Here is a 26,657-nt window from a genome sequence, read left to right on the forward strand (position 1 = left end):
AATACACTCTCATAGTGTCAGTTTTTCATAGCTTATCAGGGAAGAAAGAAAGTGGCGGGTGGCTAGATTTCCAACCCTCTGAAAAGCGTTTGGCTTCGTTTATTTGCTCAGGTGACATTTTTTTTGCAATATCCGGTAGCACATCCTCTACATCTCGTCGTACATTACCACCCCCGTCAAGTTCGAAAAGGAGAGAAAGTAGAGCATAAGATTTAACAAGGTCAGGTTTGAATCCGTAGTTGGAAGGGTTTTCTCCTAAGTAAGAGCCATAACCAAATACTCCCTCTACATACCCTGAAGCAGCTGCTTTTTCGTTCCAGTTTCGGAAGCTTTCAAGATCCTTTTTTTCTATTGAGACTGCAGCGAACCCCATCATGCCAGGAGGATAGCCACCTTCTGCAGAAGCTTTCATCCAGCGCTCTATGGCATCTAATCGATTTGAGGGGAGTAGGGAAAACCCGCCTCCTTCTTGATATTTTGTAGCTAAACGAAATTGCGCGAGAGAAAAGCCACTGGCTGCAGATTTTTCTAACCATTTATCATCGCCGGATATTTCATACAATAAATACATTGACTCGGAGTTTCCGCGCTCTGCGTCTAGATCAGCAGATTTTTTGGCTATATCCATCCACTCTTGTGCCGATTTTTTTCCTTTTGGACAATTATTCATTTCGGTACATGGGTCATCTGTCGATCGTCCAAGCCTTATCATTGAATAAATATTGCCTAGCGCTGCAGAGTCCTCATACGCCTTTTGCGCTTCAACATTCATATAGCGATTGTTTTTTCTTATGGCCTCACCCAAGTAATACATGGCTTCACCATCTCCTCCTTCAGCTGCAAGCTTTAGGTATGGAATTGCAGAAATGGCTTTATATTGATTGTAGAGAGTTATTCCTTTGGTCTTTGCTAATTTTTGTTCTGTATTAAGTTCAGCGTACGCATTATTTGTAATTGCCGTGAGCAGCAATGCGCATATCATTATTCTTTTAATTGAAATCAATGGCTCAATTTTTCCGGAAAAAACGACAAAGGTGGATGTGTGAGTTTCCATTTTTTCGCAAACTCGTTCGCTTGTGAAATTTGCTCAGGCGTCATTTTTGCCTCTATCTCCGGTAGCTTAACTTCAAGGTAATCCCGAACACTGCCGCCACCATCAAGCTCCTTCAGAAGCGAAACGAGTGCATAGCCTTTTACCAAATCCAAGGGGTAACCGACCTTATCGGGCGTATGAGTCAGATAGGCGCCGTAGGTACTTACAGCATTCTGCTCACCTGTTTTTGCTGCTTCCTCCAGCCAATGACGAACACCCTCCATGTCGCCTTCTTTATACAAGACTGCTACGTAAGCCATCATCGCTTTAGGGTAGCCCCTTTCAGAAGAAGCTTTTAACCACATGGCAATGGATTCGGACCGTTTCCAAGGCAGCAGGAATTTGCCATTCCCTTCTTGTTCACCGACTGCCATCCAGTACTGTGCGATAGCGTGACCGGCATTTGCCGACTTCTCTAGCCAGTCTTGATCTATCGTGAGTTGATACATGATGAACATGGCTTCTGCGTCGCCTTGCTCAGCTTTAGGCTTCGCCAAATTTTGGGCGAGATTTAACCAGTCGATTGGTCGTTTTAGCGTTGGATCGCAATCGTTCGAAAACTGACAGAGATTTTTTTCGCTTCGTCCTAACTGGATCATCGCGTAAAGATTGCCTTGGTTCGCTGAGGCTTCGTACCACTTACGAGCCTCAGCATTCATATAGTGATTTTTCTTTCGTAATGATTCGCCAAGAAAATATTGTGCTTCATCATCCCCCGTCGTAGCAGAAATAGTGAGAAGGGGAACTGCGGAGGTGGCTTTCAGTTGATTATAGAAAACCAGCCCCGCCTGTTTTGCTACTTGCGGACTGGCAGATAAGTCTGCATGCACACTAGTCGAGATGGTTGTGATTAAGAGCGCACGTGCCAAAAGATAGTGCACTGAGTTTAGTGACTTAGTCTGTCAGGAAAAAAAGATAGTGGTGGATGAGTAAGCTTCCACTTTTGAGCGAACAGTTGGGCCTCCACTATTTGTTCTGGTGTCATCTTTGCAGCAATTTTTGGAAGCTTGCTTTCGACCCGTGCCTGTAATCCACCGCCGCCATCGAGCTCTTTAAGTGAGTATACGAGTGCGTAACCTTTAATGATGTCGAGTGGAAAGCCATATGTATCTGGTTCATGAGCCAGGTCGGATCCATAACCATAAACTGTAGATGCGTAACCTGCTAAAGCAGCTTGTTCATTCCAATGGCGAAATCCATCCAGATCCCCCTTTTCATACAAGATCGCCGCGTACTCCATCATTGATTTTGGATAACCGCCTTCAGCAGAAGCTTTAAACCATTTCGCAACTGCTTCTGAGCGTTTCCATGGTAGAAACACTCCATCGCCTTGTTTATAGCCTACAGCCAGCCAGTACTGCGCAATCGCATGCCCGGCTGAAGCTGATTTTTCGAGCCAGCTATCATCTAGTGTGAGCTCGTACATGATGAACATCGCTTCAGCATCCCCTAGGTCTGCTTTTGGTTTTGCGAGATCTCGGGCTTGGTTCAACCACTCAGCAGCCTTTTTTTCATTCGCTGGGCAATCATTCTTTAAATCGCAAATATCGTTTTTGCTGCGCCCGAGTTGAATCATTGCGTACAAATCATTTTGAGCTGCGGCGGCCTCATACCAGTGTCTGGCTTCGGAGTTCATATAATGATTTTTAGCTCTTAGCGACTCTGCTAGAAAATATTGCGCCTCAGGATCGCCCGCTTCTGCAGCGACAGTCAGGAATGGGGTAGCGGATACAGCTTTAAGCTGATTGAAAAGCACTATACCACGATCTTTTGCCAGCTTTTGCTCTGAAGTCAGCTGAGCCCATGCATTGCTAGCGCCCAGTAGTAAGATGAAAGCGGCTAAAAATACTCTCGGTGACATGCTTTTCCCTTCTCTAGGCTTAATTAGCAGGACCAATATAGGTTGTCTTGCCTGATGGAATGTAAGTGCGACCAAAATATTGACTACGCTGGCAAAGGGCGTCTCTATTTGCGCCAAGTGTTTTTACGTGAGATTTGTAGTCCGCTCGCATATCATCCCCATCACGTTCAGTTAGACGAAGAACAGCCTCTGCCATGAAGTTGTCCAGCGCTAAACGACTTTCGCAATATTGCTGCCCAGCTTCTGCTGGTTTTACGCCAAAGCGATTCATGCATGCGCAAATATCTTCGAATTGACTTCGGGCTTTATCAATCGAGTTTTGCTTGTTAGCTCGATTTATAATCCAGCCGAGTATGCGCTCGATCGCTTTTTGCTGAAGTAGGTGTGATTGATCTTCGTTGTATTTGCGTGTTGCCTCTTTGCTTGAAGTGTCCGCTGTACTAGTTGTAATCGTGACGGTGAACTCTTCAGGGGGACTTATCAATGTAAACAATAAAGGTCCCAGTGCTCCCGGAATAGCATTCACACACCATTCCTCAAGCTCCGCCTGATTTTCATAATTGATAATGGTATCCGCAATCGGCCCACCTTTGCCCGCAGCGGTCAACGATTCATAGATCGACATCACAGTATCAATCCCCAACAAATACACCATCCCAACATCAAACCCACAAACAGCCAAGGTGTTGAGGTTCGACATCAAGGTAAATGCCTTGTCATCAACCGTGATAAACGGATTCTGTTTGTTCTTATAGAGCTCTCGACGGAACAAGTTAATCAACTCCGTCACCGCGTCGTAACCCACTTCAAATTTGAAAGCCCCACCCACGCCAGGTCCGGCTATCAACGAAGCTTTCAGTACCAGGATCAAACGTCCGTCATACAGCGAAATACTGGCTTCACCTTTAGCGCCGAATCCCGCCGCCACGCTGAACTCTGCTGAAAGGCGAGCGAGGCTGAACCATTCGTTGACCTTCATTGAGTCTTTGGGCCCCGCTGTAGGTGCCCGTTGCAACATGGCGACTTCTGAGGGAGGGGCCCAGTTCAGGGCGCCGGTGATCATGATGCCGGATTGCAGACCGGCGAATAGATTGAACGCGGCTTTGCCGCCGTTCTGCACTTGCAGCTTTGCAGGGACTGCTTTCGTTTGACCGCTGGTTTCGGTGTGGACGAAGTCGCGCTTGTCGCCGGTACGAACGACAGGTTCGGGCGGCGCCAGGTGGAATCCGGCGTTGCCGACGTCGAGCGCAATTTCCGTGGAAAGCAGCAGTGAGGCGCCGGCATAGCCCCAGGCTTTGGCGCCGAGGTACAACGAAAATCGGCCGAGATTCATCGTCTGCTGGACGTTACGTCCGTCCAGATAAGTGAATTTGATTTCCTTGGCTTTGCTGCGTTCCGGCAGGTCGACTTTGAACAGTTCGACTTCACCTTGGGCAAGGTCCACCGCAAAGGACGCGTTGGCCGAGGCCTTGAAGCCTTCCGCTACGGTGAAAGCAGGGCCTTCAACCTTCACTGAGCCGTGAAGGATATTCGAAGAAGACGCGGTCAAGCAGCGAACCAATTGTGCTTGCGGGCTGACATCGAATATGCGGAAGGTCTTGCGCACGTTGTCTTTGAACAGCACTTGTTGCAGGCGGGTTCCCCATTCTTTGCGGCTGCCGGCACTGTCCAGAGAGGTGACTTTGTAGTTCTTTTTTTGCAGGAAGCCGTGAAACAGCTCGATGTCGAACCATCCTTCAGCAGTAAACCAGTCACTTTCCTGGTCTTTGATCCGCAGCGCACCTTCGTTCACAAGCCATTGGCCAAACAGGTTCAGTTCACTGTCTTTCGCTGCTTTGCCATCACTATTGCCAGGGCGCTTGGTCAGGTCCTTGACCTTGGCACCGACTTTTTTCCAGTCCTCACCCAAGGTTTTTTTCAATCTTGGAAGCGTGAGCATGCTGAGGTAAGTCAACGGCTTCTTGGGATCGTCCAGCATGCTCATTTCGTGGAGCGGAAAGCCATTCTTGACCAGGCGATCTTCAGGCTTGGGCTGGAACTGTTCGGGCTCCCACAACAGGTATCGGCGAACGGTCGCGGTTTCCATATTCTTCTCGGCCTGCAGCCGCAACTTGTCTTTGTCGACCTGCAAGCGATCCCATTCGGTCCGCTCCGCGGAAACTAAATTCGCCGGAGCCTTGGCTTGCCGACCGCTTGCTTCGATCCAGCCTTTGTATTTTTTGCTGAGACGTTCGTTGACTTCTGTCTGCTTTTTTTCAAGCGCCAAGTATTGCTTGAACAGATCTACGCCGCCCTCGACCGAAGCACCTGCCGCGGGAATCAGAGCGAATTCGGGTAAGGCGATGCCGTACTGAGCCACATCCTTAATGGAGTCAAGGTACGCGACGTATGTGGCCTTTCTTTTTAAGCGCTGTGTTTCCTGATCGCGCATGTAAGTACAAAGGGGAAGTTTGTTATTCAGGCCACAGGTCGCGATCTCGTCTAATCGCTTTTTGTCTTCAGCCAGCAACGGTGCCAGTTCAGCCGAGCCCAATGTTGCCAGGTCTTTTTCTTTAAGCAGTTCCTCTCGCGCTTTCAGGTATTTATGAACACCTTCTCGCGCAGCAAGGGCCTTGGGGGAATACAGGCTGCCACTTTCATAGGCATAACCCTTTTTCTTGGCGATGGTGACTGCAGCGCTCTTCAGTTTTTGCCATTCCCCATAAACCCCGTGAACTCGCTTTGCATCTTCTTGCGCCGCCATCCATTCGGACTTTTTGATTTCGTCCTGTTGGAGGCGCGTCAGAGGCGTTGCAGGGGCTGAAACGGGTTGGGTTGCGGCTTTTCTCTGTTCTTGAGCTGCCAGCAGCGTAGCGTCGAGATTGCTGATAGTCGGGTACTGAGTTTCGATCTCGAGCATGCGGGTCTGCTGCTCGCCCTCGAGAAAGTTGCCTAGCTTGGGTTCGAGGAAGTACTCCAGCAAGCCTGAGTCGTAGAGGCCTTTTTTGCGTTCCTCGGCAGATTTACTGGTACTTACTTTTTGATCCAGATCGTTGGCTGATTCTTTAAGTGCAGAGCTTGTGCGTTCCGGCAGCAGCCAGAATGATTCGTTCTCTGTGTCATAAATCGCGCTGCCGTAGGTCGTCGAGCACGGCGTTTTTACTTTGTCATGGGACCCAGGAGTGTCCTCCGGTGCCTCGGGCTGGTCGCCGATATCCCGACAAACTTTTTCGGCTTCTGGCTGGGTAATGGGCGTTTCAGCCTTGGGTGCTGCGCTGTTACTGGATTCCATAAATGCTTCCATTCATTCGTTACGCGGACGGGTTCATCAGGCGGCGCTGGTGGCGAGTTGCTTCAGCTGTTCAACCTTGATGAACGACTCTTCCCTGGATTGCAGGATGGCCATGGCTTGGGCCTGTGTTTCGAGCAGCGGGCCGTTGGCGATGTGGGCCAGTTTGAGCAGGTGGCGGCCTTCATAGATGTTGTGGTTGACCAGCGCATCGAGGTTTTCTGCGATGTTAGGCAGTTCTTCGTCGGTAGGCTCGCCGAAGGCGGTGTATTGCTCGTCGACCCAGTAAACCCAACCCAATCGCCCTTGGACCTTTGGTGCGTCGTCCGGGATGCTGAACGCTGAGACGTCACCCAACCATTCGAGTTCCGAGACTGGGCGCCAGCTCAGCCATTTTCCGTTGCTAGCGCCGAAGTGGGCCGGGGCAGGGGAGTAGACGTTTTGCCAAGGGCCGAAGAGCTGATGCGAGGTCTCGCTTGCGGTGTAGGCCAATGCCACCCACAGGCTAGGTTTGTGATAGCTCAGCAAGCTTTGGCCGCCGGAACCGTCATTGGCGCGCAACAACCAGCGGGCATGGGCCAGCGCTTTGGCTGGATCGTCAGTGGTCAGGGCGATGCCGGAATAGTTTTCTTCACACAGCTTCGCGGCTTCGGCTGCGAGGCGGCTGCCCCAAGGCGCGGTGAGCCACAGGGGACCGTCAGCGGCGATCTCAGAGAAGTCGGTGCCGATGAACAAGCCTTGGGAGACCATCGGCTCGCCGACGCGGTAGAGGCGGCTCATGGCCTCAGGCTGTCGGGTGCGGTCGATGATGAAGCACAGCGTCTGGCTCGATGCTTCTCTCGGCAGTTGTTCGAACGAATAACGAGGTTCGGCGAGGAGGGCGTTCAACGCTTTTACATGCATGTGCAATCCTTACGGCTGCAAGCGCCGTTGCTTTGTTTGCCGCACAACGGCGTGATGCCCGACTCGTTGAGACGGCTAGGAAGAGGGGCCTTGCCTGCTACATCCGCATCCGCCACTTTCATCGGCCCCGGTAACAACGGCGCAGCCGGCGTGCCCGCTCCCGGCCCACCCCCGGAGTTAACCTTCACGTTAGCGCCACTGATCGTCACGCCCCCGGCATCAATCTTCACAAAGCTCCCGCCAGCCTTGGCCGTAAGCTCCATCCCTCCCTCAACCACAACCTTTTCCCCAGCGTTGTAGTGAATCTCCGTCCCTGCCTCGACAAACTGCGCCGTCCCGATCTTCACATTTTGGGTAACCGCAACGGTCAGGTGATCATCCGCCCGCGCTTCGCTTTTGCGATCCAGATGGGTGATGCGATGTTCTTCAACCTTGAATTCGCTGTAGGTGTTCGCTTCAACGGTGTCGTGCCGTTCATTGCCGATGCGGATTTTTTGGTCGTGCTCGATGTTTTCATCCCAGTCGCGCTGGGCATGCAGATAAATCTGTTCTGCGCCTTTTTTGTCTTCGATGCGGAATTCGTTGTAGCCCTTGCCACCCGGTGAGCTCAGGGTTTTGAAGGTGCTGCGGGTTTTGTTGGCCGGCAGGTCGTAGGGGACGACGTTTTCCTTGTGGTACAGGCAGCCGGTGACCAGCGGTTGGTCGGGGTCGCCTTCCATGAACGACACCAGCACTTCCATGCCGATGCGCGGGATGGCGATGCCGCCGTAGGCGTTGCCGGCCCAGCCGGTGGCGACGCGTAGCCAGCAGGTGGTGTTGTCGTCGCCTTGGCCGTCACGGTCCCAGTGGAACCGGACTTTGACGCGGCCGTATTGGTCGGTGTGGATCTCTTCGCCCTTGGGGCCGGTGACGATGGCGGTCTGGCTGCCGAGGACTTTGGGTTTCGGGTGTTCGAGGGCGGGGCGGAAGTGCGCGTCCCACGGGGTGGCGAGGAAGCGGTTGCGGTAGCCCTGGTGGAAGTCGTCCTTGTTGTCGGTGACGTCGCTGGTGACGTTTTCGCCGAGCACTTGCGGTTGTTTGCCTTCGTGGACGACTTCCAGCAGCAGCCAGAGGTCGTTCCACTCGGCGCGCGGGTGTTCGCTCAGGGCCAGGAAGTGGCCGCTGACCAGGATCGGTTCGTCGCTTTTGCCTTCGGCGAGTTTGTAGTCGCTACGGTGGCGCTCAAGGGCGCGGGTTGCCAGTTGCTTGCCGCGTTCGCGGTCGGTGAAGCGACCGGGGTAATCGTAGTCTTCCAGGTCTGGAGCGAACTCGGTTTTCGCAGCACCTTCTGGCAGCAGGCGCGGTTTTTCGAAGTCGTAGTCCCGGCGGCTGACGCGGGTGGTGCGGGTTTCCAGGCGCAGGTTGAAGCGCTTGATCACGGTTTTTTCGGCGGCCATGCCGGAGTCTTGCTGGTAGGCCACCGGCGCAAGTTTGCGGAACACGGTCTGGTCGTCGCCGAACACCAGTTTGTGGCCGCTGGCGGAGTGCTGGAAGTGGAAGTGAATGCCTTCTTCTTCGCACAGGCGCTGGATGAAATGCAGGTCGGATTCGTCGTACTGCACGCAGTAATCGCGTTCGGGGTAGATCGCGCCGAGCTGGAAGCTGTAGGCGTCGGCCAGAATGCCCCGCGCTTCGAGTACCTGGCCGATGATCTTCGGCACCGTCAGATGCTGGAAGATCTGCTGGTCATGGTTGTGCCGCAGGTAGGCGAGTTGCGGCACCAGGCTGAGGCTGTAGCGGGTCAGCTTTTTGCCGGAGTCGCCTTGCTCGATGCGATAGACCTGGCCGTGGATGATGCCTTTGCCGGTGGCGCCGAAGGTCAGGCAGCCAGGCTTGTGCAGCAGCTCTTCGAGTTTCAGGTCGGGGCGGGCGCTGACCAGTTCGATGTCGAAACTGAACGGCTGGTTGAGGGCTTCGCGACCGACGAAACTGAGCACTTGAAGGTCGGCGGAAACACCTTCCAGCGTGAGGGTGATATGGGTTGCGTTCGCGTCCAGCATGCCTTGAATTCCGTCCTTTGAATAAGCTGGAGCGGATGGTGCAGGATTAACCGGGCGCGTTCAAGGCGCAAATGCCGTAGGTGAGGGCCACCTCATCTATAGGGAAAACCCTTAAGGGCCGGGTTTTAGCCAGTAAATGCGGGGGTTGATCGGCAAATCGTCAGGTTCAGGGTGGCCCAGGGTCAGGGCCGTACCGAAGAACTAACGGTCATTTTCAGACTAAAGCCAGCTGCCGCACGTAAGAACCTTCGCGCGCGGTGCCTCAAAGCCAATGCCAGAACCGGCTCCAGAACCCGCGATTCAGATCGTTCTTGCACCCGGCATATTGCTGAGCATACATATCGGATCGGCCCTGGACCTTGCCCGCCGTGGCCACCAGCCAGGCTTTACTGGCATAGGTTTTCTGACGATACCCGCCCCAGCCTTCGTGGTAGTTCAGGTACTGCCCAAAAGCGTCGTATTTGTACACGCCGTTGATGCTGGCGGTCTTGTCCATGTACCAACCCACGAAGTCGATGGCGTCATCGAAATCCTCGCGGTCGGCGCCGCTTCTACCGGTGCTTTTCTGATAGTCGGACCACACTTCATCCTTGGCCTGGGCGTAGCCCGATGCCGTTGAGACCCGGCCCCAAGGGATTATCCAAAGCAGGTATTTGCGCGGGGTCTTGGCGTCGTGGCGATAGCCGGATTCTTGATACATGATCGCGAAGGGCACCTGGATCGGCACGCCCCAGCGTTTTTGCGTGACTTGGGCGGCGTCGTACCAGTCGCTTTTTTCCCGAAAAATCTCACACAGATCGTTGGGGGCGCGGGGCGGCGAGGTGCTGCAGCCGGCCAGTAATGCCGTGAGTAACAAAAGTCCAGCCGTCTGCCGTGTGCTCAAAAGCCCGTCTTCCTGTCCGCGTAAAAGGGCGACAGTTTACCCAACCACGGCAGAGGCGGGGGGGATTATGGGTTATGGCCAAGGTGAATCGAGCGCCCTAAATCAGTGTGGGAGCGAGCCTGCTCGCGAATGCGGTGGATCAGCCACATTAATGTCGACTGACACACCCTCTTCGCGAGCAGGCCCGCTCCCACAGGGGCTTAGTTGTCGTAACCGAGGTTCGGCGCCAACCAGCGTTCGGTGACGCTCAGTTCCTGGCCCTTGCGCGAGGTGTAGCTCTGCACCTGGTCCTTGTCGATCTTGCCGACGGCGAAGTATTGCGCCTGCGGGTGGGCGAAGTACCAGCCGCTGACCGCCGCTGCCGGGAACATCGCGTAGTGCTCGGTGAGGAACACGCCGCTACGGCCCGCGTGCATTTCGCTGGCTTCAGGGTCGAGCAGGGCGAACAAGGTGCCTTTCTCGGTGTGATCCGGGCAGGCCGGGTAGCCGGGTGCCGGGCGAATGCCGGTGTATTGCTCTTTGATCAGTGCCTCGTTGTCCAGGGTTTCGTCCTTGGCATAACCCCAGTGCTCTTTACGCACTTGTTGGTGCAGCCACTCGGCGCAGGCTTCGGCCAAGCGGTCGGCCAGGGCCTTGACCATGATCGAGTTGTAATCGTCGCCCGCGTCCTGATACGCCTTGGCCACTTCTTCGGCGCCGATCCCGGCGGTGGTGATGAAGCCGCCCACGTAGTCGGTGATTTCGCTGTCCTTCGGCGCAACAAAGTCGGCGAGGGAGAAGTTCGGCTTGCCGTCGGTCTTGATGATCTGCTGGCGCAAGTGATGCAACTTGGCAATCGGCTTGCCGTCGTCGCCATAGACTTCGATGTCATCCTCACGCACCTGATTGGCCGGCCAGAAACCGAACACCGCACGGGCGCTGATCAGCTTCTCGTCGATCAGTTTGGCGAGCATTTCCTTGGCATCGGCGTACAGCGAGGTCGCGGCTTCACCGACCACTTCGTCTTCAAGGATGCGCGGGAACTTGCCGGCCAGGTCCCAGGAGATAAAGAACGGTGTCCAGTCGATGTATTCGGCCAGGACTTTCAGGTCGATATTGTCCAGCACGCGGGAACCAGTAAAGGTCGGTTTGACCGGCTCGTAAGTGCTCCAGTCAAACTGCGGCTTCTTGGCGATGGACGCCGGGTAGCTCAGGCGCTCGGTGCGGGCGCTGCGGTTGGCGGTGCGCTCGCGGACTTCGATGTATTCCAGGCGCGTCTTCTCGATGAAGGCCGGCTTCAATTCCTTGGACAGCAACTGCGTGGCCACGCCCACGGCGCGGGAGGCGTCGGTGACGTAGATCACTGCGTCGTTGCTGTATTTCGGTTCGATCTTCACTGCGGTGTGCGCTTTGGAGGTGGTCGCGCCACCGATCATCAGTGGCAGGTGGAAATCCTGGCGCTGCATCTCGCGAGCGACGTGAACCATTTCATCCAGCGACGGCGTGATCAGGCCGGACAGGCCGATGATGTCGCACTTCTGCTCTTTGGCCACTTGCAGGATTTTCTCCGCCGGGACCATCACGCCGAGGTCGACGATGTCGTAGCCGTTACAGCCCAGCACCACGCCGACGATGTTCTTGCCGATGTCGTGCACGTCGCCCTTGACCGTGGCCATCAGGATCTTGCCCTTGGCTTCCGGCTTGTCGCCTTTTTCCAGCTCGATGAACGGGATCAAGTGGGCCACGGCCTGCTTCATGACGCGGGCGGATTTCACCACCTGCGGCAGGAACATTTTGCCGGCGCCGAACAGGTCGCCGACGATGTTCATGCCGGACATCAGCGGGCCTTCGATCACTTCGATCGGACGGTTGAACGACTGACGGGATTCTTCAGTGTCCTCAACAATGTGCGTGGTGATGCCCTTGACCAGCGCATGCTCCAGGCGCTTGTTGACCGGCCAGCCGCGCCATTCTTCGGTTTCGGCTTCCTTGACGCTGCCATCGCCCTTGTACTTGTCGGCGATGGCGAGGAGGGCGTCGGTGCCTTCCGGGGTGCGGTTGAGCACCACGTCTTCCACGGCGTCACGCAGTTCGGCCGGGATCTGGTCGTAGATCTCCAGCTGACCGGCGTTGACGATGCCCATGGTCAGGCCGTTGCGGATCGCATACAGCAGGAACACCGAGTGAATCGCCTCGCGCACCGGGTTGTTGCCCCGGAACGAGAACGACACGTTGGACACGCCGCCGGAGGTCAGGGCATACGGCAGTTCGTCGCGGATGTAGGCACAGGCATTGATGAAGTCCACAGCGTAGTTGTTGTGTTCTTCGATGCCGGTGGCGATGGCGAAGATGTTCGGGTCGAAGATGATGTCTTCCGGCGGGAAGCCGACTTCGTTGACCAGAATGTCGTAGGAGCGTTTGCAGATTTCTTTCTTGCGCTTTTCGGTGTCGGCCTGGCCGGCTTCGTCGAAGGCCATCACCACGACTGCGGCGCCGTAGCGCTTGCACAGTTTGGCGTGATGAATGAACTGCTCGACGCCTTCTTTCATGCTGATCGAGTTGACGATGCCCTTGCCCTGGATGCATTTCAGGCCGGCCTCGATCACTTCCCACTTCGAGGAGTCGATCATGATCGGCACGCGGGAGATGTCCGGTTCACCGGCAATCAGATTGAGGAAGGTCACCATGGCCTTCTTCGAATCGAGCATCCCTTCGTCCATGTTGATGTCGATCACCTGGGCGCCGGCTTCGACCTGCTGCAGGGCGACTTCCAGGGCTTCGGTGTAGTTGTCTTCACGGATCAGGCGGGCAAATTTGGCGGAACCGGTGATATTGGTGCGCTCGCCGACGTTGATGAACAACGAGTTGCGGTCGATGGTGAACGGTTCCAGGCCCGACAGGCGGCAAGCCTTCGGGATATCCGGAATTTCACGTGGTGCATAACCGGCCACGGCTTTGGCGATGGCTTCGATGTGCCCCGGCGTGGTGCCGCAGCAACCGCCGACGATGTTGAGGAAGCCGCTTTGGGCGAATTCCTCGATGACCTTGGCGGTTTCCGACGGCAGTTCGTCGTACTCGCCGAATTCGTTCGGCAGGCCGGCGTTCGGGTGCGCCGAGACGTGGGTGCCGGCCTTGTTCGACAGCTCTTCCAGGTACGGGCGCAATTCGCTGGCGCCGAGGGCGCAGTTCAGGCCGACCGAGATAGGCTTGGCGTGGGCTACGGAGTTCCAGAACGCTTCGGTGGTCTGGCCCGACAGGGTACGGCCGGAGGCGTCGGTGATGGTGCCGGAAATCATGATCGGCAGTTCGACGCCCAACTCTTCGAACACCCCTTGCACGGCGAAGATCGCGGCTTTGGCGTTCAACGTGTCGAAAATGGTTTCGATCAGGATCAGGTCGGCGCCGCCTTCGATCAGGCCTTTGGTGGCCTCGGTGTAGTTTTCCACCAGTTCATCGAAGGTCACGTTGCGGTAGCCGGGGTTGTTCACGTCCGGGGACAGCGAGCAGGTGCGGCTGGTGGGGCCGAGCACGCCAGCGACGAAGCGCGGCTTGTCCGGATTCTCGAGGGTTTTCGCATCGGCCACCTTGCGCGCCAGGCGAGCGCCTTCTACGTTCAGTTCGTAGGCCAGTTCTTCCATGCCGTAGTCGGCCATGGAAATCCGGGTGGCGTTGAAGGTGTTGGTTTCCAGAATGTCGGCGCCGGCATCCAGGTAGGCTTTCTCGATGCCGCCAATCACGTCCGGACGGGTCAGTATCAGCAGGTCGTTGTTGCCCTTGACGTCGCTCGGCCAGTCGGCGAAGCGTTTGCCACGGTAATCCTGCTCTTCGAGCTTGTAGCTCTGGATCATCGTGCCCATGCCGCCGTCGAGAATCAGGATGCGCTCTTTGAGGGCGTGCTTGAGAGCTTGAAGGCGAACACTGCGATCGGACATTTGGACTACTCGGAAAGACCATGACGAAGGGCCGGGATAATAGCAAACCTGTGCGCTTTTAGAGCATGCCAAGGTTTTGCATGAATATCGCTCATGTTGGTGGCGACGGCAGACCGGTAGAATCGCGGCGTTTTTCCATGATCGGGACCAGGGACATGTCGTATCGCGTCGTCGTCAGCATTTTATTGCTGCTATCCAGCTGGGGCGCCGCTGCGCAAGGTCCCGAAAGCTCCTCTGTCATTTCCTATACGCGCGACATACAACCGATCTTCACCGAAAAGTGCGTGGCCTGCCATGCCTGCTACGACTCCGCCTGTCAGCTCAACCTGGGCAGTGGCGAAGGGGCGGCCCGTGGCGCGACCAAGATTCCGGTTTACGACGGCGAGCGCAGTGTCACCGCCGCGCCGACCCGGCTGTTTTATGACGCCTTCGGCAAACGGGCCTGGCAGCACAAGGACTTCTATTCGGTCCTCGACGCCCAGGGCAGTCAGGCGGCGTTGATGGCGCGGATGCTGGAACTCGGCCACAAAACCCCGCTGACGCCCAACGCCAAGTTGCCGGAAGACATCGTGCTGGGCCTGAATCGGGAAAACATGTGCGCCATGCCGGCGGAATTCGACGGTTATGCCGGCGCCCACCCGAAAGAAGGCATGCCCCTGGCGGTGACTGGCCTGACCGATCAGCAATACCAGACGTTGCAACGCTGGCTCGCCTCCGGGGCGCCGATTGATGAGCAAGGTTTGGTGCCTTCCGCGCAGGAAGCCTTGCAGGTGGTGCAATGGGAAAACCTGCTCAACGCTAACGGCTCTCGCGGCAGTCTGGTCGGGCGCTGGCTGTTTGAGCATTGGTTCCTGGCGCACATCTACTTCAAGGACGGGGAGCCAGGGCATTTCTTCCAGTGGGTGCGTTCGCGTACGCCCACCGGTCAGCCGATCGACCTGATCAATACGCGCCGCCCGAACGACGATCCGGGCACACAGGTTTACTACCGACTGTGGCCGGTGCAGGGCGTGATCGTGCAGAAGACCCACATCACCTATCCGCTGAGCGCGGCGAAGCTGGCGCGGGTCAAAAGCCTGTTTTTCAGCGGTAACTGGCAGGTCAACGCGTTGCCGGGTTACGGCCCGAAACGTCGGGCCAATCCGTTCACCACGTTTGAAGCGATCCCGGCCCAGGCGCGCTATCAGTTCATGCTGGATAACGCCGAGTATTTCGTGCGTACCTTTATTCGCGGCCCGGTGTGTCGCGGGCAGATCGCCACCGACGTGATCCGCGATAACTTCTGGGCGCTGTTTCAGGCCCCGGAACACGACCTCTATATCACCGACCCGAACTATCGCGGCCAGGCCACGCCGCTGCTGGCGATGCCGGGGCAGAACGACGATGTCGGCAGCGTGCTGAGCCTGTGGCACGACTATCGCGACAAGCGCAACGAATACGAAGCCCTGCGCCGGGACAGCTACGCCGACGCGCCGGCGCCGAGCTGGTCGACCCTGTGGGCCGGTAATGACAATGCGTTGTTGAGCATTTTCCGGCATTTCGACAGCGCTTCGGTGAATAAAGGCCTGATCGGTGATGTGCCGCAAACCATCTGGCTGTTCGATTACCCGCTGCTGGAGCGCACCTATTACCAGTTGGCGGTCAACTTCGATGTGTTCGGCAACGTCTCCCATCAGGCCCAGACGCGCCTGTATTTCGACCTGATCCGAAATGGCGCCGAGCAGAATTTCCTGCGCCTGATGCCCGCCGACTCCCGGAACGACTACCTCGACGATTGGTACCAGAGCAGCGGCAAGTTCAAGATGTGGCTGGATTACGAAGCCATCGACAACGACAAACCGACGGCGCTGAAACTCGACGAAAAAGACCCGAAACGGGATTTCGCCCTGCAGTTGCTCGCCCGTTACGGCGACCTGAATGCCAAGCCTGATCCGATCAACCGTTGCGACGGCGCCTATTGCTCGCGGCCGAACATTGATCCGGCGTTGCAGAACGCCGAACAAGCCCTGAGTCGCCTGACGTCGCGACCGGCGGCGGGTTTGAAGGTGATCGATCAGTTGCCGGAAGCGACCCTGTTGCGCATCGAAACGGCGAGCGGCAAACGCGAGATCTACAGCCTGCTGCGCAACCGCGCCCACAGCAACGTGGCGTTTTTGCTTGGTGAGTCCCTGCGTTATCAGCCGGGGCTCGACACGCTGACCATTTATCCGGGCGTGCTCAGCAGCTACCCGAACTTCATGTTCAACATCCCGGCGGAGCAGGTGCCGGCGTTTGTGGACGCCATGGAGAACGCCAAGGATGCCCATCGCTTCGAGAAGATTGTCGAGCGCTGGGGGATTCGGCGCAGTCATCCGCAGTTCTGGTTTTACTTCCATGACCTGAGTACCTACGTCCACGAAACGGACCCGGTGGAAGAGGGCGTGCTGGACATGAATCGGTATGAGAATCTTTGATCGACTTTTGAACATCGCCCGGTGTCCCACCTGTAATGCACCACCAATCCCTGTAGGAGCAAAGCTTGCTCGCGAAAGCGGTGTTTCAGTCGACATTGATAGCGCCTGACACACCGCCTTCGCGAGCAAGCCCGCTCCCACAAGGGGATTTGCGGTGATTTGCGAATCGCGCTCGGAGGGCCATCCATGTTGATTTCTGTACAAGCCCTGCGCGCCATCGCTGCCTGGGCGGTGGTCTGTCACCATTTCATGCAGATTTTCTTCGACTTCCACGCCCGCGGCCCGGTGGGCCAGATGTTCATCGACAAGGGCGCGGTGGGCGTGGACATTTTCTTCGTCATCAGCGGTCTGGTGATTTTTCTTTCCACCGAAGGCAAATCCCTGCCGCCCGCGCGATTCCTGCTGTATCGGCTGTTTCGAATCGTCCCGGCGTACTGGCTGTACACCGTGCTGATGGCGCTGGTGGTGGTGTTTGCCCGGCCGGTATTGCCGGATCAGAGCGTGGACTGGTCGCATTTCCTGCTGTCGTTGTTGTTTATTCCTACGGAGAATCCGGGTGGCTACGGGATTTATCCGACCCTCAACGTCGGCTGGACCCTCAACTACGAAATGCTGTTTTACCTGCTGTTCGGATGGGCGCTGCTGTTCCGCTTGCACTTCAGGTTATTGATCGTTGCGGCGCTGCTGTTCGCGGTGTGCCAGGCCTGGACGGGCTATGGCTGGGTCAGCGAGTTCTACCGCTCGGACATCGTTTATGAGTTCTTGCTGGGGATCGCCATCGGCATGCTTTACCGTCGTGGCTGGATCAAACCGGGGCTGTGGCTGCCGCTGCTGGGAATTGGCGGCGCGTTGCTGGCGATTTATCACTGGGCGCCGCAACCTCGATTCCTGACGTGGGGCTTGCCGAGTGCGGTGTTGGTGATGGCGTGCATCGCGCTGGAACGGCATTTCGAGAACAACCGGGTGTTCGAATTGCTGGGCAATTGTTCTTACTCGGTGTACCTGATGCACGTGCTGGTGCTGTCCGCCGGGGGATTTGTCGCACAGCGTTATGGCGTAAATCCCTACGTGATGTTCGTCGTGTGCGCGGCGACCATCGGCCTGGGATCCTGGGCAAGTTACGAATGGGTGGAAAAACGCAGCTATCGGTGGCTTAAAGCCTGGATCGACGGCGAAACGCTCACTGAGCCGGCGCCGGCTCTTTCCCGACAAAAATACTAGGACTTTGTGCGGCGCGATGATTGGCGTAAACTGCGCCCAAGCCTGCGAGGAGTTTCCATGACCGCTATTACCATCACTGACGCCGCCCACGATTATCTGGCTGATCTGCTCTCCAAGCAGAACACCCCAGGCATCGGCATCCGCGTCTTCATCACCCAGCCTGGCACCCAGTACGCCGAAACCTGCATTGCCTACTGCAAGCCGGGCGAAGAAAAACCTGAAGACACCGCGTTGGGGCTCAAAAGCTTCACCGCGTACATCGATTCGTTCAGCGAAGCTTTCCTGGACGACGCGGTCGTCGACTACGCCACCGACCGTATGGGCGGCCAGCTGACCATCAAGGCGCCAAACGCCAAAGTCCCGATGGTCAACGCCGACAGCCCGGTCAACGAGCGCATCAACTACTACCTGCAAACCGAGATCAACCCGGGGCTCGCGAGCCACGGCGGTCAGGTCAGCCTGATCGATGTGGTCGAAGATGGCATCGCCGTCCTGAAGTTCGGCGGCGGTTGCCAGGGCTGCGGCCAGGCAGACGTCACCTTGCGCGAAGGCATCGAGCGCACCTTGCTCGAGCGCATTCCCGAGCTCAAGGGTGTTCGTGACGTGACTGACCACACGCAGAAAGAAAACGCCTACTACTGAGTAAGGTGTTCGCTGCAAACATAAAAAAACGGCGCCCCGTGAGCGCCGTTTTTTTATGGGTGAGTATGATCGTTCCCACGCTCCGCGTGGGAATGCAGCCCGGGACGCTCCGCGTCCCCTCCAAAGCCGAACGCGGAGCGTCCGTTGAGGCATTCCCACGCAGAGCGTGGGAACGATCACCTTACGGACGATACAAATGCGCATGCCCGGCACGGTACAACGACGACTCACTAAACGCATCACTCCCCAACACCCGACCCACCAGAATCAACGCCGTACGCCGAAACCCCTTGGCCTCAACCTTCGCGGCAATATCCTCAATCGTACCCACTACCCAATCCTGATCCGGCCACGTCGCCCGGTGAACCACCGCAATCGGGCAGTCCGCGCCGTAATGCGGCAGCAGTTCAGCCAGGATCTTCTGCAGATGATTGACCCCCAAGTGAATCGCCATGGTCGCCCCATGCTGCGCCAGGCTGCCCAGTTCTTCACCGGGCGGCATCGCCGTCTTGTCGGCGTAACGGGTCAGAATCACGCTTTGCGAGATATCCGGTAACGTCAGCTCAGCCCCCAGCAGCGCCGCGCAGGCGGCCGTGGCGGTGACGCCAGGAATGATTTCAAACGCAATGTCGAGTTCACGCAGGTAACGAATCTGCTCGCCAATCGCACCATACAAACTCGGATCGCCAGAATGTACCCGCGCTACATCCTGCCCTTTGGCGTGAGCGGTCTTGATCAATTCAATGATCTGTTCCAGGTGCAACTCGGCGCTGTTGACCACCGTTTCAGCTTGATGGCCTTCCAGCACCGCAGCAGGCACCAGTGAGCCCGCGTAGATGATCACCGGGCAGCTGCGAATCAGCCGCTGGCCTTTGACGGTAATCAGTTCCGGGTCGCCGGGACCTGCGCCAATGAAGTAGACGGTCATCGTCTGTTCCTAAAGAAAGAGCTGTCAGAAAAGGGCTTGGGCAACGCTTCAGATGAAGATTGCTCATGATCGAGGCGGGGATTATCGGGGATTTCAGGCAGCACTGGCCAATGCGAGGGTCGCCTGGGCGTATTTTTGTCGGGAAATCAGTAGTTTCGCCGGTGCCTGAGCGAGGTGCTCAGCCAAGGCCAGGGCGGCACTTTCCGCGACGCCGTAGCAACCGGTGCGTTCAAACGCGATCTGCGATTGATGGCTAAGTTGCGGTTGATACCCGGCCAATTGCGCGCTGCTGAAATACATCAGCTCCAGCCCAAGTTGTGCGGCCAACTCGATCAGGCCCGGTTCATCGCGTTTCAGGTCGATACTGGCCAGGGCCTTGATCTCATGAAGCTCGATTTGATGCGCCTGTAGTGCCTGATCGAGTAGCGCCCGCAATGTGCTGACGGGGCAGCCTCGCTGGCAGCCCAGGCCGACCACTAAGGTCGGCGCTGTGCTGGTGTCAGTCATGCGTTGTATTGGCCATCGCTTTTGCGGCGGAACAACCAGGCGCTGATCAGGCCCAGGGCCAGCCAGAACACCACGTTGGTCAACTGCGAAGCGATTTTGAACTGGGATTCCAGGGCTTCCGGAGCCAGCATCGAGTGAACTTCCGGTTGCGGCGCACCGATGACGTGCGGAACCGCGAGGATCGCCACGCCGAGGATCTTCATCAGCCAGTGACGGCTGAACACGATCAGTGCGATGCCCACAGCAGTCGACGCCGCCGTGCCAATCCACCAGATCTGCCGTTGCGCCAGATCGGCGGCAGCGGTGCCCGGCAGTTCCGGCGGCAGGCCGAGGGTCGGCGCCAGTACGAACGTCGCGTAACCCGCCAGGCCCCAGAGCAGGCCTTGGGCGGTTTTGGTCGGCGCGCGCAGGGTGTAGAGACCCGCGAGCATCAACGCGAAACCAACCGCAACGACCAGGTTGCCGCCCGTGGTGGACAGCACGCGCTGCCAGCCGTTTTCTGGCTCCCAGGCTTCGGCGTCGTGGGTGTGAGCGGCCATGGCGCCTTCGGTGTGCTCGTGAGCAACCACTGCCGCAGGCTCGGATTTTTCATAGGTTTCCGCCTGCAGAATCAGCGGGGCGACCCAGAAACTTTGCAGCAGGGTCAGCAGCAGGGCGGCCAGCAGCCCGGTGAAACCTGCGGTTTGCGCGATACGCTTGATCATGTCGGCAGGTCTCAGTGGCACGGGAACGCGGAGCTGTGACGGGTATCGTGGGCGGCGTTGTGCACCGCTTCGATGTGCGAGAAACCGGCGAAATACACCAGGCACGCGCCAAGGATCGACGCACACACGGCGGCGGTCAGGCGTTGGCTCAGGGTTGTGGTGGTGCTGGCGGTGTTGCTGTGGTCGGTGCTGCTGATGATCGACATGGCGCGTCCCTCTGGTCTGTCAGCGGGTGAATTGAGCGCATGCAAACCCCTGCGAGCGTGCGCGCAGAGATTCAAACAGCGCCCGCCCACCGCGGGTTTGTTGTTCAGTGATCGTAGTGGTCACTTTGTGTTGCGGGCCGGTCTCCGGGCTCGCGAGGGGTCAAGGCTTGCGCCGGACCTGCAAGAATCACCTTCCCATGCCGAACTGCCGGCACAGTGGATCTGACTCTTCGCTCGCTTACCGTTGCGGGGGCAGCACCGGACTGACATGGCTTTGAGTAAAGCACATGATTCACCGGTTTCCCGTTTCACCCTGTGAAGGGCACCCGTAACAAGGCGTACAGGAGAGCATGGGCGGGGCGGGGGAGTCAATTGGCAGGGGTTCTCAGTTGGAAACCGAGGTGTGGCCATCGCGGGCAAGCCTTGCTCCTACAGGCGGTGGCGCTCCTGTAGGAGCAAGGCTTGCCCGCGATGGCGTCCGGATGGCCGCCACAAGACATTGACCCGCCCCCACACGATGCGTAGCCTTGCGCTTTCGAGGTTCTTCGGCGCGCGCCGAAGCTAAGAAGGGAACGCGGTCGATGCCGCGGCTGCCCCCGCAACTGTGAACGGTGATGTTCGCTGCCACGCCACTGCAAACCCTGGCAACGGGTTCGCGGGAAGGCGCAGCGAATGCCAGGCCCGCAAGGCTGGCGCACTGAAAGCCAGGAGACCTGCCTCGAAACGAATTCTCACTACAACCGGGCGGGGTGATCCGGTGGCGAAATCTTCCGCGCATTCATCGCTGCGGTCGTCGTCCCGTATGCCCGCCACCTTGCCAAAGGGCATCCGATGAAAACACTGGCCAAACTCCCCGTCACCATCGTTACCGGCTTCCTCGGCTCGGGCAAAACCACCTTGCTGCGGCACATGCTCGACAACGCCCAGGGGCGCCGTATCGCGGTGATCGTCAACGAATTCGGCGAACTGGGCATCGACGGCGAAATCCTCAAGCAGTGCTCCATCGGTTGCACCGAAGAAGAAGCCAACGGCCGCGTCTACGAACTGGCCAACGGCTGCCTGTGCTGCACCGTCCAGGAAGAGTTCTTCCCGGTGATGCGTGAACTGGTGGCCCGTCGCGGCGACCTTGACCACATCTTGATCGAAACCTCGGGCCTGGCCCTGCCAAAACCCCTGGTGCAAGCCTTCCAGTGGCCGGAAATCCGCAGCGCCTGCACGGTTGACGCGGTCATCACCGTGGTCGACAGCCCGGCTGTCGCAGCCGGCACCTTCGCCGCGTTCCCGGGTCAAGTAGACGCCCAGCGCAAACTCGACCCGAACCTGGACCACGAATCGCCCCTGCACGAATTGTTCGCCGACCAACTGGCCAGCGCCGATCTGGTCATCCTCAACAAGGCTGACCTGATCAGCCCTGAAGACCTGGCCCGCGTGCGCCTGGAAGTCGCCGAAGAACTGCCGCCGGCCGTAAAAGTTATCGAAGCCAGCAGCGGTCGCGTGCCTTTGGACGTGCTGATCGGCCTCGGTGCCGGTTCCGAAGAGCACATCGACAGCCGTCACAGCCATCACGACCATCACCACGGTGACCGCGATGATGACCACGATCACGACGCCTTCGATTCCATCTCCATCGAGCTGCCGCAAGCCGACGAAAGCCTGCTGATGGACGCGCTGACGCAATTGGTGGTCAAGCACGGCATCCTGCGCGTTAAAGGCTTCGCCGCGATCCCGAACAAACCGATGCGCCTGCTGATCCAGGGCGTGGGCACCCGTTTCGACAAGCACTTCGACCGTCAGTGGGGCGCCGATGAAGCGCGCACCACACGTCTGGTGCTGATCGGCCAGGAGCTGGACGCCGCACTGCTCGAAGCGCAATTGCGCGCAGCGCTCAGCGTTTAAGCCATGCACCTGCTCAGGACCCAGCCCGGCGGTTTTGTGTCGGATGACAACATTGCCGACCTTGGACAAACTCCCGCCGAACTGGTGATCCTGTGCAGCGGCGATTCCAGCCTGGCGCTGCTCGCCGAAGCCGCGCAGCAGTTGCCCGACGACTACCCGAGCGTGCGCCTCGCCAACCCGATGCAGGTGCAGAATCACGCCTCGGTGGATTTGTACGTTGATGAAGTGCTGCGTCACGCCAAAGTGATCCTGATCTCGCTGCACGGCGGCATCGCTTATTGGCGGTACGGCGTCGAGCGCTTGGTCGAGCTGTCCGAACGCGGCGTGCAACTGATCCTGGTGCCCGGCGATGACCGCCCGGACCCGGAACTCAGCGACCTCAGCACCGTGGTCGCTGAAGACCGCGACCGCCTCTGGCAGTTTCTGCGTCAGGGCGGCATGGGCAATGCCCTGGACTTTTTCCGTTGTCTGGCCACGCGCTGGCTGGGTCGCGACTACGCCTGGGCCGAGCCGCAAACCCTGCCGCGCACTGCGATCTACCACCCGCACAAAAGCCCCGCTGAACTGAGTGATTGGCAAGCCGACTGGCAGGCCGATCAACCGGTGGCGGCGGTGCTGTTCTACCGCTCGCATTTGCAGGCGGCGAACACCGGTTTCATCGATATTTTCTGCCAGCGCTTGCAAGCGGCGGGATTGAACCCGTTGCCCATCGCGGTGGCCAGTTTGAAAGAGCCGGGCTGCCTGACGGTGGTCGAGGATTGGCTCGATGAAGTGGAAGCGGCGGTGATTCTAAACACCACCGGTTTCGCTCAATCCAGCCCTGAAGCGCCGCACTTGCGACCGTTTCGCCGCAACATCCCGGTGATCCAGGCGATTTGCGCCCAGGACAACGAACCCGGTTGGCGCGCCAGCGAACAGGGCCTCGGCCCACGGGACCTGGCGATGCACATCGCGTTGCCGGAACTCGACGGGCGGATCATCAGCCGCCCGATCAGCTTCAAGGACCTGGCCTGGCGCAGCGAGCGCAGTCAGTCCGACGTGGTCTGCTACCGGCCGCAACCGGAACGCATGGACTTTGTTGCCGAACTGGCGCGGCGCTGGATTGATCTGGCGCGGGTGCCCAACGGCGAAAAACGCATCGCGCTGATCCTCGCCAACTACCCGACGCGCGACGGTCGCATCGGTAACGGTGTCGGCCTCGACACCCCGGCGGCGGCGCTGAATATCCTGCGTGCACTGTATAAAGAAGGCTACCCACTGCCCGCCGAGCTGCCGGACAGCGGCACCGCGTTGATCCAGCAACTGCTCGGCGGTGTCAGCAACGACCTCGATACCCTCGACCAGCGCCCGTGCATGCAAAGTCTGGCGCTGGATGACTATTTACTGATGTTCGACGCGCTGCCCGAAACCAATCGCCAAGCGGTACTGGAACGCTGGGGCCCGCCGCAAAACGATCCGATGTTCCGTGGCGGGCGGATGATGATTGCCGGTCTGCGCTTCGGCCTGACGTTTGTCGGCATTCAGCCGGCCCGGGGTTATCAGGTCGATCCAAGCGCGGTTTATCACGACCCGGACCTGGTGCCGCCCCACGGCTATCTGGCGTTCTACTTCTGGCTGCGCAACACCTACGGCGCCCACGGCGTGATCCACGTCGGCAAGCACGGCAACCTTGAATGGTTGCCGGGCAAGGGCGTGGGGCTGTCGGAAAACTGCTGGCCGGACGCGCTGCTCGGGCCGCTGCCCAACATCTATCCGTTTATCGTCAACGATCCGGGCGAGGGCGCCCAGGCCAAGCGTCGCACGCAAGCGGTGATCATCGATCACCTGATGCCACCGCTGACCCGCGCTGAAACCTACGGCCCGTTGCGTAACCTGGAGTTGCTGGCAGACGAGTATTACGAAGCGCAACTGCTCGATCCGCGCCGCGCCCGGGAGTTGCAGCGGGACATCCTGCAACTGGTGCGCGACACCCACATCGACCGCGAACTGCAACTGGACGAGAAACTCGACAGCGATGCGGATGCGGCGATCTGGTTGCCGCGCCTGGACACGTATTTGTGTGACTTGAAGGAATCGCAGATCCGCGATGGCCTGCACATCTTTGGCGAATCGCCGACCGGGCGCTTGCGCATTGATACGTTGCTGGCGTTGCTGCGGATTCCTCGGGGTGATGGGCGGGGCGCGCAATCGAGTGTGTTGCGGGCGTTGGCCAAGGCGTTTGCGCTCGGGTTTGATCCGCTGGATTGTGAGTTGGCTGAACCGTGGGTTGGGGCGCGTCCTGATGAGTTGCTAGCGGTCAGCGATGAAGTGTGGCGTACGGCGGGGGATACCCGCGAACGTCTCGAATTGTTCGCCGCCCAGCTGATTTCGCAGACCTTAAGCAACCCCGAATCCTGTGGGAGCGAGCCTGCTCGCGAATCGATCGATCATTTAACATCAATGGTGACTGACCCACCGCTTTCGCGAGCAGGCTCGCTCCCACAGGGGGCGAGTTGGTCTGACGTGCATGCCATTTTCGACAATTTGTGTGAAGTGGTCGCCCCACGCCTGGACGCCTGCGGCCCCGCAGAAATGCGTGGCCTGCTCGACGCCCTCAGCGGCCGTTTCGTCCCGGCCGGCCCCAGCGGCGCACCGAGTCGCGGTCGTCTCGACGTACTCCCCACCGGGCGCAATTTCTATTCGGTGGACGTGCGCAACCTGCCGACCACCACCGCGTGGCGCATCGGTTTCCAGTCGGCCAATCTGATTCTTGAGCGGCACTTGCAGGACCACGGCGATCACCTGCGCCAATTGGGCCTGTCGGTCTGGGGCACGGCGACCATGCGCACCGGCGGCGATGACATCGCCCAGGCCATGGCGCTGATGGGTGTGCGTCCGGTGTGGGCCACGGGCAGTCAGCGGGTCGATGATTTCGAAATCCTGCCGATCAGTCTGCTCGACCGTCCGCGAGTGGACGTGACTTTGCGTGTCTCCGGGTTTTTCCGCGATGCCTTCGCTAACCTGATTCGTCTGTTTGACGCCGCTGTGCAAGCAGTCGCCGCGCTGGACGAACCGGACGATCTCAACCCACTGGCAGCCAAGGTTCGCGCCGAGCGTGAAGCCTTGCTGGCCAGCGGTCTGGATGAAGAAACCGCGCGACGTCAGGCCGGTTGGCGCATTTTCGGAGCCAAGCCCGGTGCCTATGGCGCGGGTGTGCAGGGCGCCATCGACGGTCGCTTGTGGCAAAGTCGTGAGGACCTGGCCGAGGTTTACCTGAACTGGGGCGGTTACGCTTATGGCGGTTCCGATGAAGGCACCGCAGCCCGCGAACAATTCGCCCAGCGTCTGAGCCAGGTGCAAGCGGTGCTGCAGAATCAGGACAACCGCGAGCATGACTTGCTTGATTCCAATGACTACTACCAATTTCAGGGCGGTATGCTCGCGGCGGTGGAAAGCCTCAGCGGCGAAGCGGCGGCCAGTTATCACGGCGATCACAGCCAGCCGGACTTGCCGAAGATCCGCACATTGAAGGAAGAGTTGAATCGGGTGATTCGTTCCCGGGCGGCGAATCCGAAGTGGATCGACGGCGTGAAGCGCCATGGCTATAAAGGTGCGTTTGAATTGGCGGCGACGGTGGATAATCTGTTTGCCTTTGATGCCACGACGCAGCTGATTGACGATCACCAATACGCGTTGCTGGCGGATGCGTATTTGCTCGACCCGGCGACCCGGGATTTCGTCCGTGAGCATAATCCCCATGCTTTGCGCGATATGACTGAGCGGATGCTGGAAGCGCAGCAGCGGGGAATGTGGAAAGAGCCGGGCGAGTACCGCGAGGCGCTGGAGAATTTGTTGTTGGATATAGAGGAAGAGGGGTGAGCGCTTCAAGAGCCACCCCTCACCCCAACCCTCTCCCCAAAGGGGAGAGGGGGAAAGGGAGCCGATCTCCATGCTGTTCAGATCCTGAGTTCGACTCGATTATTCAGGTCGATGTAGCTCGTAAAAATCCTGAGTTCGACTCGGTTATTCAGGTCGATGTAGCTCGTAAAAATCCTGAGTTCGACTCGATTTTTCAGGTCGATGTAGCTCGTAAGACACCTCGGTCAGTCCCCTCTACCCCCTGGGGAGAGGGTTAGGGTGAGGGGGGCGATCCCACTGACCCA

At 58.2% G+C, this 26,657-nt stretch carries 18 protein-coding genes and 2 riboswitches; of the genes, 6 read left to right on the plus strand and 12 right to left on the minus strand.

The window, feature by feature from the left end; all coding sequences use genetic code 11:
* Positions 1-25: 25 nt before the first annotated feature.
* The 8 genes from BK667_RS00340 to metH all read right to left on the minus strand — a co-directional run bounded on the left by BK667_RS00340 (position 26) and on the right by metH (position 13,958).
* The gene (locus BK667_RS00340) at positions 26-1,054 is read right to left on the minus strand and encodes a tetratricopeptide repeat protein (protein WP_259697813.1); all 1,029 of its coding nucleotides are present in this window, start codon (positions 1,052-1,054) and stop codon (positions 26-28) included.
* Positions 1,000-1,974, minus strand: a complete 975-nt coding sequence (locus BK667_RS00345) for a tetratricopeptide repeat protein (RefSeq protein WP_123509546.1) — start codon at positions 1,972-1,974, stop codon at positions 1,000-1,002. Before BK667_RS00345 ends, BK667_RS00340 begins: the two co-directional genes overlap by 55 nt.
* 5 nt (positions 1,975-1,979) lie before the next feature.
* Entirely contained in the window at positions 1,980-2,954 is a 975-nt protein-coding gene (locus BK667_RS00350; RefSeq protein WP_123509545.1) for a tetratricopeptide repeat protein, read from the minus strand.
* A gap of 19 nt (positions 2,955-2,973) precedes the next feature.
* Entirely contained in the window at positions 2,974-6,225 is a 3,252-nt protein-coding gene (locus tag BK667_RS00355; protein ID WP_123596476.1) for a hypothetical protein, read from the minus strand.
* A 36-nt stretch (positions 6,226-6,261) separates the two neighbouring features.
* A complete protein-coding gene (locus BK667_RS00360) occupies positions 6,262-7,125 on the minus strand; it encodes a DUF4123 domain-containing protein (RefSeq protein WP_123596477.1) in 864 nt (287 codons plus the stop codon).
* Positions 7,116-9,164: a type VI secretion system Vgr family protein gene (locus BK667_RS00365; RefSeq protein WP_123596478.1), complete on the minus strand. Its 2,049-nt coding sequence runs from the start codon at positions 9,162-9,164 to the stop codon at positions 7,116-7,118. The genes BK667_RS00360 and BK667_RS00365 overlap by 10 nt, the downstream gene beginning before the upstream one ends.
* Before the next feature lie 262 nt (positions 9,165-9,426).
* Complete coding sequence (locus tag BK667_RS00370) at positions 9,427-10,047, minus strand: transglycosylase SLT domain-containing protein (RefSeq protein WP_123596479.1); 621 nt, start codon at positions 10,045-10,047, stop codon at positions 9,427-9,429.
* A 200-nt stretch (positions 10,048-10,247) separates the two neighbouring features.
* On the minus strand, positions 10,248-13,958 hold the full coding sequence (gene metH / locus BK667_RS00375) for a methionine synthase (protein WP_123596480.1): 3,711 nt from the start codon (positions 13,956-13,958) through the stop codon (positions 10,248-10,250).
* Positions 13,959-14,113: 155 nt separating this feature from the next.
* Here metH and BK667_RS00380 point away from each other — a divergent pair, with 155 nt between their 5' ends.
* The 3 genes from BK667_RS00380 to nfuA all read left to right on the plus strand — a co-directional run bounded on the left by BK667_RS00380 (position 14,114) and on the right by nfuA (position 18,274).
* Positions 14,114-16,411, plus strand: a complete 2,298-nt coding sequence (locus BK667_RS00380; protein WP_123596481.1) for a fatty acid cis/trans isomerase — start codon at positions 14,114-14,116, stop codon at positions 16,409-16,411.
* 186 nt (positions 16,412-16,597) lie between these two features.
* Positions 16,598-17,632, plus strand: coding sequence for an acyltransferase family protein (locus BK667_RS00390; protein WP_123509537.1), 1,035 nt, complete (start codon positions 16,598-16,600; stop codon positions 17,630-17,632).
* A 57-nt stretch (positions 17,633-17,689) separates the two neighbouring features.
* Positions 17,690-18,274, plus strand: a complete 585-nt coding sequence (gene nfuA, locus BK667_RS00395; protein WP_007898222.1) for a Fe-S biogenesis protein NfuA — start codon at positions 17,690-17,692, stop codon at positions 18,272-18,274.
* A 181-nt stretch (positions 18,275-18,455) separates the two neighbouring features.
* Here the strand turns inward: nfuA and cobM are convergent, their stop codons facing one another.
* The 4 genes from cobM to BK667_RS00415 all read right to left on the minus strand — a co-directional run bounded on the left by cobM (position 18,456) and on the right by BK667_RS00415 (position 20,619).
* Positions 18,456-19,202, minus strand: coding sequence for a precorrin-4 C(11)-methyltransferase (gene cobM, locus BK667_RS00400; RefSeq protein WP_123596482.1), 747 nt, complete (start codon positions 19,200-19,202; stop codon positions 18,456-18,458).
* A gap of 93 nt (positions 19,203-19,295) precedes the next feature.
* Complete coding sequence (locus BK667_RS00405) at positions 19,296-19,709, minus strand: cobalamin biosynthesis protein (protein ID WP_123509535.1); 414 nt, start codon at positions 19,707-19,709, stop codon at positions 19,296-19,298.
* Complete coding sequence (locus tag BK667_RS00410; protein ID WP_123596483.1) at positions 19,706-20,413, minus strand: CbtA family protein; 708 nt, start codon at positions 20,411-20,413, stop codon at positions 19,706-19,708. The genes BK667_RS00405 and BK667_RS00410 overlap by 4 nt, the downstream gene beginning before the upstream one ends.
* Before the next feature lie 11 nt (positions 20,414-20,424).
* Complete coding sequence (locus BK667_RS00415) at positions 20,425-20,619, minus strand: CbtB domain-containing protein (protein WP_123596484.1); 195 nt, start codon at positions 20,617-20,619, stop codon at positions 20,425-20,427.
* Between the two features lie 118 nt (positions 20,620-20,737).
* Positions 20,738-20,964, minus strand: a riboswitch (cobalamin riboswitch).
* Positions 20,965-21,140: 176 nt separating this feature from the next.
* Positions 21,141-21,354, plus strand: a riboswitch (cobalamin riboswitch).
* A 96-nt stretch (positions 21,355-21,450) separates the two neighbouring features.
* On the opposite strand from BK667_RS00415, the gene cobW reads away from it, so the two are divergent.
* From cobW to BK667_RS34165, 3 genes are read left to right on the plus strand one after another with little or no spacing between them, the layout of a single operon-like run.
* Positions 21,451-22,515, plus strand: coding sequence for a cobalamin biosynthesis protein CobW (gene cobW, locus BK667_RS00420; RefSeq protein WP_123596485.1), 1,065 nt, complete (start codon positions 21,451-21,453; stop codon positions 22,513-22,515).
* Between the two features lie 3 nt (positions 22,516-22,518).
* Positions 22,519-26,373 carry a cobaltochelatase subunit CobN gene (gene cobN / locus BK667_RS00425; protein WP_123596486.1) on the plus strand — a complete coding sequence of 1,285 codons (3,855 nt, stop codon included), beginning with the start codon at positions 22,519-22,521 and terminating at the stop codon, positions 26,371-26,373.
* Positions 26,370-26,630, plus strand: a complete 261-nt coding sequence (locus BK667_RS34165) for a DUF3945 domain-containing protein (RefSeq protein ID WP_511261939.1) — start codon at positions 26,370-26,372, stop codon at positions 26,628-26,630. The genes cobN and BK667_RS34165 overlap by 4 nt, the downstream gene beginning before the upstream one ends.
* Positions 26,631-26,657: the final 27 nt, after the last annotated feature.

The sequence above is a fragment of the Pseudomonas frederiksbergensis genome, from assembly GCF_003732705.1.
In the GTDB taxonomy this organism is placed as follows: Bacteria; Pseudomonadota; Gammaproteobacteria; order Pseudomonadales; family Pseudomonadaceae; genus Aquipseudomonas; species Aquipseudomonas frederiksbergensis_F.